This is a genomic window from Nevskiales bacterium (assembly GCA_035574475.1).
In the GTDB taxonomy this organism is placed as follows: domain Bacteria; phylum Pseudomonadota; class Gammaproteobacteria; order Nevskiales; family DATLYR01; genus DATLYR01.
Genome location: DATLYR010000228.1, coordinates 1 through 8706 on the forward strand (window position 1 = coordinate 1; position 8706 = coordinate 8706).

Annotated in this window: 8 protein-coding genes; 3 read left to right on the top strand and 5 right to left on the bottom strand. The window is 65.7% G+C overall.

Annotated elements, in window-relative coordinates; genetic code table 11:
• Positions 1–89 precede the first annotated feature (89 nt).
• Complete coding sequence (locus VNJ47_13535; protein ID HXG29856.1) at positions 90–1043, top strand: IS1595 family transposase; 954 nt, start codon at positions 90–92, stop codon at positions 1041–1043.
• A 269-nt stretch (positions 1044–1312) separates the two neighbouring features.
• Here the strand turns inward: VNJ47_13535 and VNJ47_13540 are convergent, their stop codons facing one another.
• The 5 genes from VNJ47_13540 to gatC all read right to left on the bottom strand — a co-directional run bounded on the left by VNJ47_13540 (position 1313) and on the right by gatC (position 6391).
• Entirely contained in the window at positions 1313–2209 is an 897-nt protein-coding gene (locus VNJ47_13540; GenBank protein HXG29857.1) for an Hsp33 family molecular chaperone HslO, read from the bottom strand.
• 15 nt (positions 2210–2224) lie between these two features.
• Positions 2225–3028 (bottom strand): crotonase/enoyl-CoA hydratase family protein, encoded by an 804-nt coding sequence (locus VNJ47_13545; protein ID HXG29858.1) that lies wholly within the window; start codon positions 3026–3028, stop codon positions 2225–2227.
• Between the two features lies 1 nt (position 3029).
• Entirely contained in the window at positions 3030–4481 is a 1452-nt protein-coding gene (gatB, locus tag VNJ47_13550) for an Asp-tRNA(Asn)/Glu-tRNA(Gln) amidotransferase subunit GatB (protein ID HXG29859.1), read from the bottom strand.
• A 140-nt stretch (positions 4482–4621) separates the two neighbouring features.
• Positions 4622–6094, bottom strand: a complete 1473-nt coding sequence (gene gatA, locus VNJ47_13555) for an Asp-tRNA(Asn)/Glu-tRNA(Gln) amidotransferase subunit GatA (GenBank protein ID HXG29860.1) — start codon at positions 6092–6094, stop codon at positions 4622–4624.
• A gap of 9 nt (positions 6095–6103) precedes the next feature.
• Positions 6104–6391 (bottom strand): Asp-tRNA(Asn)/Glu-tRNA(Gln) amidotransferase subunit GatC, encoded by a 288-nt coding sequence (gatC, locus tag VNJ47_13560; GenBank protein ID HXG29861.1) that lies wholly within the window; start codon positions 6389–6391, stop codon positions 6104–6106.
• A 202-nt stretch (positions 6392–6593) separates the two neighbouring features.
• Between gatC and VNJ47_13565 the strand changes: the two genes are divergently transcribed.
• Positions 6594–7634 carry a rod shape-determining protein gene (locus tag VNJ47_13565; GenBank protein ID HXG29862.1) on the top strand — a complete coding sequence of 347 codons (1041 nt, stop codon included), beginning with the start codon at positions 6594–6596 and terminating at the stop codon, positions 7632–7634.
• Between the two features lie 203 nt (positions 7635–7837).
• Positions 7838–8706 (top strand): rod shape-determining protein MreC (gene mreC / locus VNJ47_13570; GenBank protein HXG29863.1); only part of this gene is annotated, 869 nt, incomplete at its 3' end.

Below are 8706 nucleotides of genomic sequence, written 5' to 3' on the forward strand. Positions count from 1 at the left end.
CTTGATTAGCAACGAACCTCAGCCGGGCTCATCTGGTGAGCCTGTGTGCTGAGAGGATGGTGCCATGGATACGACTGAAGGAGACGACCATGGCGATGAATCGAGTGCAGTTTCAGCCCGGACTTTCGATGGCGGAATTCATGCGGCGTTTTGGGACCGACCGGCAGTGCGAACAGGCCCTGGTGGCGGCACGCTGGCCGGACGGTTTCCGCTGTCCGGGCTGTGGCGATAGCCGCGCCAGCGTGTTCGAGCGGGAAGGCCGGCAGTACTGGCAGTGCTGCCGCTGTCGGCAGCAGACCACGGCCACGGCCGGCACCATCTTCGCGGCCAGCAAGCTGCCGCTTTCGACCTGGTTCCTGGCCATGCATCTTTTGACCCAATCCAAGAACAACGTCTCGGCGCTGGAGCTGAAACGACATCTGGGGGTGTCCTACCCCACGGCCTGGCTGGTCAAGCACAAGCTCATGCAGGTCATGGCCGGGCGCGAGGATCGCCGGATTTTGCAGGGCCGGGTCGAGATCGACGATGCCTATCTGGGCGGGGAACGACCGGGTAAGGTCGGGCGGGGCTCGCCGAACAAGATCCCGTTCATCGCCGCCGTCCAGACCAGTCTGGACGGCAAGCCCGAGCGGGTCTGCTTCAAGGCCATGCGTTTCACCAAGGACGGCATCCAGGACTGGGCCAATCGTGTCATCCACGCCGATGCCCTCGTTTACAGCGACGCCCTGCCCAGCCTGAAGGCCGGTCTGGCCGCCGAGGTCGCCAACTACCACGCCATCAAGACCGGCAGTGGCCGCGCGGCGGTCCTGCACCCCGAATTCCGCAACGTCAACACGGTGCTGGGCAACCTCAAGACCGCCATTTCGGGAACCTATCATGCCTTTGCCTTTGCCAAATACGCCGATCGTTACCTTGCGGAAGTCGCTTACCGCTTCAACCGCCGGTTCGATCTGAAATCCATCCTCAGCCGCCTGATCCGCGCCGCCGCCACCTCTCGCGCATATCCCGCGCCGGTGCTCAGATTGGCTGAGGTTCGTTGCTAATCACGAAGGGTTATCACCGATTTTTCGAGCCGATGGACGACCACACGAAGATGTCCTGGCACATACACCCCATTGACATGGTCTTCTTTCGTGGCGCAGCGCGTAAGGCAAAGCTCGAGATTGTCGAAATCTCGGTTAATCGCATCAAGTACAAAAGCTGGTTTGAGGAATTGACCCGGCCATTGTTCACGCGGAAGTTACCCGCCAGCATGCGTGGCGAGGTCCCGTATTACGGCGACACAATTATCTACGTCCTACGCAAGTAAATATCAGTGCCGGCTACCGCCGGCAGGGTCCGCCGTGCTGGCTGCAAAAAGCTGACTGACCTCAGCAGGAAGATAGGTGTAGCTGCGCCCGCAGAATCCGCACTCGATCTGCAGGCGCCCCTGTTCCGCGAGGATGTCGTCCACTTCCTTGCGGCCCAGGCCCAGCAGCATCTCGGAGATGCGGCCATGGCTGCAGCGGCAGCGCAGGTGCACTGGCTGCGGCTCGAACAACCGCAGGTCCTCCTGGTGGAATAGCCGCTGCAGCAGCTGCGGGATCGGCAGGGTCATCAGCTCCCGCACTTGCAGCGTGTCCGCCAGCAACCCGAGGCGGTGCCAGCCTTCCTCGATCGCATCGGCCTCGACATCGCCCACGGCAGGCAGGCGCTGCAGCATCAGCCCGGCCAGGCCGGAGGCGTCCGCATGCAGCATCAGCCAGGTCGGCAGCTGCTCCGACTGGCGAAAGTAATGCATCAGGCTTTCCTGCAGGCTGCTGCCCACCAGCGGCACCAGCGTCTGGTAGCGCGGCGCCGGCGCGGCCGGCTCGACGATCAGGGCCATGCGCCCATTGCCCAGCAAGGCCAGACCGCTGCCGTCCATCTGCGCCTCGTGCCGCGCCATGCCGCGCACTTCGAGCACGTGGCTGACCTGCACCAGCAGCAATTTGATCGCACCTTCGCTTTCCGCCTGCAAGGTCAGGCGGCCCGGCGTCTTGAGCGTGGAGGCCAGCAGTGGCGCGGCAGCGATCGCCTCGCCCAGCAGTTGGCGCACCGCGTCCGGATAGGGTCGGTGCGCCAGCAGTTCACCCCACTCCGTGCCGATACGCAGCAACGCACCACGTACGGGCAGCTGCTCGAACAGGAAGCGCCACAGGCCAGCGTTGCTGTCGGGGCTCTCGGTCATCCGTGGCAATACGCCTCAACCGCCGTACTGACGCGGCCCGAATGTCGGGGTTTGCTTGGCCAGGCCGGCCTTCACCGCAACGCGCTGGTTGCGGCTCAGGAACATATGCCATTGCAGGCGCGTTTCCACCGCGAACGCGCGGCGCTCGCTGGCGGCCCAGGTCTTCTGGAACAGTGCCTTGGCCGCCGCCACCGCATCCGGCGAGCGGGTCTTGATCTCCGTCACCAGCGCCTCGGCCATGGCCAGCGGATCCACGCCGATGTCGGTGACCAGGTTCAACTCACGGGCACGGCGGCCATCGAACAGCTCGCCGGTCATGGTCAGGCGCTTGGCCTGGTCGATCGGCAGCAATTCGCGCAGAGTGACGCTGCCGCTCATGTCCGGGATCAGCCCCCACTTCACCTCCATGATGGAAAACTCGCAATCGGGTGTGCTGAACCGGAAATCCGCCGCCAGCGCGATCTGCAGCGCGCCACCGTAGCAGCGGCCATGCACGACCGCGATCACCGGCACCGGCAGGCGCCGCCAGCACCAGGCAGCCTCCTGCGCGAGGTTGGTGGTCTTGATGCCGTACTTGAGGAAGATGCGCAGCGCCTTGCCGGGTTTGCCGAAGAACGAGGCCACGTCCAGGCCGGTGCTGAAGGCAGGGCCGTCGCCGCGCAGGATCACGGCGCGGATCGACCGGTCCTTGCGGATCCGGCGCGCGGTCTCGACCAGACCGACGAACATGTCGAAGTCCAGGCCGTTGTACTTCTCGCCGCGCGTCAGTGTGACGTAGGCGACCTGATCGCGGATTTCGAGGCTGACGCGCTCGTTCATGTCATCCCTTGAGCTTGGCGGCCAGCAGGCGGTTGACCTCGGCCGGGTTGGCCTTGCCGCCGGTGGCCTTCATCACCTGGCCGACGAAGAAGCCCAGCAAGGCCTCCTTGCCCGCGCGGTACTGCTCCAGCTGCCTGGGGTTGGCGGCCAGCACCTGGTCGATGACCTGTTCCAGCGCGCCGGTGTCGGTGATCTGCTTCAGGCCCTTGCTTTCGATGATGGCGTCGGCAGCCTGTTCACCTTTGGCCTCGCCGGCGCACATCGCCTCGAACACCTCCTTGGCGATCTTGCCGGAGATGGTGTTGTCGAGGATGCGTCGCAGCAACCCGGCCAGGGCGGCGGCCGAGACCGGCGACTGCGTGATCTCGAGGTTGGACTTGTTGAGGAAGGCCGCCAGGTCGCCCGTCACCCAGTTGGCGGCGAGCTTGGGCTCCTGGCCATTCAGTGCCTTGACGACACTCTCATAGTAGTCGGCCAGTTCGCGCGTGGCGGTCAATACGCCGGCGTCGTAGGCAGACAGCCCGTACTGCTTCACGAAACGGTCGCGCTTGGCGTCCGGCAGCTCCGGCATGCGCTGCCGCACCGCCTCGATCATGGCCGGCTCGATCACCAGCGGCAAAAGGTCCGGATCGGGGAAGTAGCGGTAGTCGTTCGCTTCCTCCTTGCTGCGCATGGTACGGGTCTCGCCGCTGTCGGTGTTGAACAGCCGGGTCTCCTGCACCACCGTGCCGCCGGACTCGAGCAGATCGATCTGGCGTTCGATTTCGTAGTTGATCGCCTTCTCGACGAAGCGGAAGGAGTTCAGGTTCTTGGTTTCGGTGCGGGTGCCGAACCTGGCCTCGCCGCGGCGTCGCACCGAGACGTTGGCATCGCAGCGGAAGCTGCCCTCCTGCATATTGCCGTCGCAGATCTCGAGGTAGCAGACCAGCGCATGCAGCTTCTTGAGGTAGGCCACCGCCTCCTTCGCCGAGCGCAGATCGGGTTCGGAGACGATCTCCAGCAGCGGCGTGCCGGCACGGTTGAGGTCGATGCCGGAAGCGTTGGCGAAACCTTCGTGCAGCGACTTGCCGGCGTCCTCTTCCAGGTGCGCGCGGGTGATGCCGATGGTCTTGCTGCTGCCATCCTCCAGCGCGATCGTGAGCCGGCCTTTGCTCACTACCGGCAGCTCGTACTGGCTGATCTGGTAACCCTTGGGCAGGTCCGGGTAGAAGTAGTGCTTGCGCGCGAACACCGAGCGCGGCGCGATATGGGCCTCGGTGGCAAGCCCGAAGCGGATCGCCATGTTCACGGCCTCGGCATTCAGCACCGGCAGCACGCCGGGCAGGCCGAGGTCCACGGCGCAGGCCTGGGTATTGGGCGGCGCGCCGAAGGCGGTCGAGGCACCGGAGAAGATTTTGCTCTTGGTCAGCAGCTGGACGTGCACCTCCAGCCCGATGACCGCTTCCCATTCCATATTGTTCGCTCAGAAGGAAGAAATGGACAGGATAGACAGGATTTCCAGGATTAACAGGAAAGAATTCCTTCTTTCAAAGCGGAAGTTCCGAATCCTGTAGGTCCTGTTCATCCTGTTATCCTGTCCATTCTCTCGCATGCTTACTCAAATCCCGGCGGGCGGCGAGTATGCCAGTCGGTCGCCTGCTGGAAGCGGTGCGCGGCGGCCAGCAGGCGCGCCTCGTCGAAGTGCTTGCCGACCAGCTGCAGGCCGACCGGCAGCCCGGACACGAAGCCCGCCGGTACCGACATGCCCGGCAGGCCGGCGAGGTTCGCAGGAATCGTATAGATGTCGTTGAGGTACATCGCCACCGGGTCGTCGAATTTGTCGCCCAACCCGAAGGCCGGCGCCGTGGTGGTGGGACCGAGAATCAGGTCCACCTGCTCGAAGGCACGCTTGAAGTCGTCGGCGATCAGCCGGCGCACCTGCTGCGCCTTGAGGTAATAGGCGTCATAGTAGCCTGCCGACAGCACGTAGGTGCCGATCATGATGCGGCGCTGCACCTCGCGCCCGAAGCCCTCGCCGCGTGTGCGGGTGTACAGATCCATCAGGTCTTTCGGACTCTCGCAGCGATGGCCGAAGCGCACGCCGTCGTAGCGCGCGAGGTTGCTGGAGGCCTCTGCCGGCGCGACCACGTAGTAGGTCGGCACCGCCAGTGCCGTGTTCGGCAGGCTGATCTCGCGGATGTCCGCGCCGAGCGACTCAAAGACCTTGACGGCCGCCTCGATCGCCGTACGCACACCAGGTTCCAGCCCTTCCGCGAAGTACTCCTTCGGCAGGCCGATACGCAGGCCCTTGATGGAATGCCGGTCCAGCTCCGCGGCGTAGTCCGGCACCGGCACGTCCAGGCTGGTGGAATCGCGCGGGTCGAAGCCGGCCATCGCCTGCAGGACCAGCGCGCAATCCTCGGCGCTGCGCGCGAACACGCCGCCCTGGTCCAGGCTCGAAGCGAAGGCGATCATGCCGTAGCGCGACACGCGCCCGTAGGTCGGCTTGATGCCGGTGATGCCGCACAGCGCAGCCGGCTGGCGGATCGAGCCGCCGGTATCGGTACCGGTGGCCGCTGGCACCAGCCCTGCGGCCACCGCCGCAGCCGAGCCGCCGGAAGACCCACCCGGCACCTTGGCGCGGTCCCACGGATTCTTCACCGGGCCGTAGAAGCTGGTCTCGTTCGACGAGCCCATGGCGAACTCGTCCATGTTGGTCTTGCCCAGCATCGGCATGCCGGCGGCGTTGAGCCTTTCGACCACCGTGGCATCGTAGGGCGCGATGAAGCGCTCCAGCATCTTCGAGCCGCAGGAGGTCTTCACGCCCTGCGTGCAGAAGATGTCCTTCTGTGCCAGCGGGATACCTGCCAGTGGCCCGGCCTCGCCCCGGGCCAGGCGCGCGTCGGCCGCATCGGCCTGCGCCAGCGCCTGCTCCGCGCACACGGTGATGAAACAGTTCAGGCCATCCTGCGCGCGCGGGTCGTGCGTGGCGATGCGCTCGAGGTAATGGCGGGTCAGTTCACGACTGGACAGCCGGCGCGCACGCAGTTCCGCGGCCAGCTCCCGGAGGCTGAGGGTGTGCAGCATGGGCATCGGCTACTCGATGACCTTGGGCACGATGTACAGGCCGTTCTCGACCTGCGGCGCATGCGCCTGGAAGCGCTCGCGCTGGTCGGTCTCGGTGACCGCGTCCGGGCGCAGGCGCTGCACCACGTCCAGCGGATGCGCCAGCGGTTCCACCCCGGCGGTGTCGACGGCATTGAGCTTGGCCGCCATATCCAGAATGTCGGACAGATGGCGGACGTAGAGCGGCAGGTCGTCCTCGCGCAGGGCCAAGCGGGCAAGGCGGGCGACGGTACGGACCTGGTCGGGCTGCAGGCTCATCGGTGCTGGATCCGTTGCTGTACGGCTGCCGTGGGAGTGACGGCGGGTGCGCGGCGTAACGGCCGCGCGCACCCCGGAAAGCGGCACAAATTAGCACACTCTCGGCTTGCCCAAAACCCTTGCGGTTGGTATTGTTTGCGGCTGTTTTAGCCACCCTCCACCACCCACCGCCGTCCAGGCGAACAAGCAGGTTTCAGCCGCGATGTTCAACAGTTTCCGGGGCCTTTTCTTCAACGACATTTCCATCGATCTGGGCACGGCCAACACCCTGATCTACGTGCGCGGCGAAGGCATCGTGCTCAACGAGCCGTCGGTGGTCGCGATCCGCTCGGACGGGCGCGGCGGCAAGCGCATCGAGGCGGTCGGCGCCGAGGCCAAGCGCATGCTCGGCCGTACGCCGCACCACATCACCACCATCCGCCCGCTCAAGGACGGCGTGATCGCCGACTTCACCGTCACCGAGAAGATGCTGCAGCACTTCATCCGCAAGGTGCTCAAGCAGAGCGTGCTGCCCTCCTTCACGCGCGTGCTGGTGTCCGTGCCCTACGGCTCCACCCAGGTCGAGCGCCGCGCCATCCGCGAGTCCGCCCTGAACGCCGGCGCGCGCAAGGTTTACCTGGTGGAAGAGCCCGTGGCGGCCGCCATCGGCGCCGGCATCCCGATCGGCGAGGCGCGCGGCTCGATGGTGCTGGACATCGGCGGCGGCACCTCGGAGGTCGCGGTGATCTCGCTCAACGGCATCGTCTATGCCGAATCCGCGCGCATCGGCGGCGACCGCTTCGACGAGGCGATCATGGCCTACGTCCGCCGGCAGTACAACATGCTGATCGGCGACTCCACCGCCGAGCAGATCAAGCACACCATCGGCACCGCTTTCCCGGGCCCCGAGGTCAAGGAGATCGAGGTGGTCGGCCGGCACCTCGCCGCCGGCGTGCCGCGCAGCTTCACCCTCAACTCCAACGAAGTGCTCGACGCGCTGCAGGAGCCGCTGTCCGGCATCGTCAGCGCGGTCAAGACGGCACTGGAGCAGACGCCGCCCGAGCTGGGCTCGGACGTGGCCGAGCGCGGCATCGTGCTGTCGGGTGGTGGCGCGCTGCTGCGCGACATCGACAAGCTGATCAGCGAAGAGACCGGCCTGCCGGTGATCATTGCCGACGATCCGCTGACCTGCGTGGCGCGGGGCGGCGGCATGCTGCTGGAGATGATGGACCAGAAGACCGGCCAGATGTTTGCGGTCGAGTAAGGCCTGGCCCGCGTGCCCCACCGAGAGCCGGCCCGACCGGCTCTCGTCGTTTGGAGAGAGCCGCAACGCCTGGCCGCCGCCTGCCCGGTGCAGAAAACTTCTTGCGCTGCAAAGGGTTTGGCACTATTCTGCACAAAATTTAACCAGCGCGGGTCGGGTCGCGATTCGACCGCTCGGGGTGCGGTGCGAGGGGCATTGAGTACGTGGGCCGCTTAGAAAGCAAAGACGTCAGTCCGCTCTTTCCCAAGGGCCTGTCGATCCAGGTCAAGGCCAGCCTGTTCGTCCTGCTGTCGCTGACGCTGATGTTCGTGGACCAGCATTTCGGCGTGCTACGGCCGCTGCGTGTCGGCCTGCAAGCCCTGAGCTGGCCAGTGGAAGCGCTGGCGCAGGTTCCACAGGGGCTCAACCGGCTGGCCTACAACCTGGCCTCACGCAGCGCGATCCTGCGGCAGAACGAGGCCCTGCAGCGCGAAAACCTGCTGCTCAGCATGCGCCTGCAAAAGCTGGTGGCGCTGGAAGCCGAGAACCGCCGCATCCGCAACCTGCTGCAGTCCGCACGCCGGCTAGACGAGCGTATGCTCATCGCGGAAATCGTCGCCACCAGCCCGGACCCCTATCGACATTACCTCAAGCTCAACAAAGGCAGCGTGGACGGCGTGTTCATCGGCCAGGCGCTGATCGACGCACACGGCATCATGGGGCAGATCACCGAGGTCTACCCGCTCACCTCGGTGGCGCTGCTGATCACCGACCCCAACCATGGCATTCCGGTAGAGATCGCGCGCAATGGGCTACGCACCATCGCGCACGGCGAAGGCGGCGGCAGCCTGTCGCTGCCCTATCTGCCCAGCAACGCCGACATCAAGAGCGGTGATCAGCTGATTTCCTCCGGGCTGGGCGGGCGCTTCCCGGCCGGCTACCCGGTCGGCACGGTCACCGCCATCTCGCACCAGGCGGGCGAGCATTTCCTCAGCATCTCGGCCACGCCGGCCGCGCACATGGACCGCGGCCGCGAGGTCCTGCTGGTCTGGCAGGCTCAGGAACCGGCCGCCTTCTCCGCTACTCCGCCGAC

Coding starts and splice junctions, on each gene's coding strand:
- VNJ47_13535 (HXG29856.1), top strand. CDS start 90: ATGGCGATGAATCGAGTGCAGTTTCAGCCCGGACTTTCGATGGCGGAA.
- VNJ47_13540 (HXG29857.1), bottom strand. CDS start 2,209: ATGACCGAGAGCCCCGACAGCAACGCTGGCCTGTGGCGCTTCCTGTTC.
- VNJ47_13545 (HXG29858.1), bottom strand. CDS start 3,028: ATGAACGAGCGCGTCAGCCTCGAAATCCGCGATCAGGTCGCCTACGTC.
- gatB (HXG29859.1), bottom strand. CDS start 4,481: ATGGAATGGGAAGCGGTCATCGGGCTGGAGGTGCACGTCCAGCTGCTG.
- gatA (HXG29860.1), bottom strand. CDS start 6,094: ATGCTGCACACCCTCAGCCTCCGGGAGCTGGCCGCGGAACTGCGTGCG.
- gatC (HXG29861.1), bottom strand. CDS start 6,391: ATGAGCCTGCAGCCCGACCAGGTCCGTACCGTCGCCCGCCTTGCCCGC.
- VNJ47_13565 (HXG29862.1), top strand. CDS start 6,594: ATGTTCAACAGTTTCCGGGGCCTTTTCTTCAACGACATTTCCATCGAT.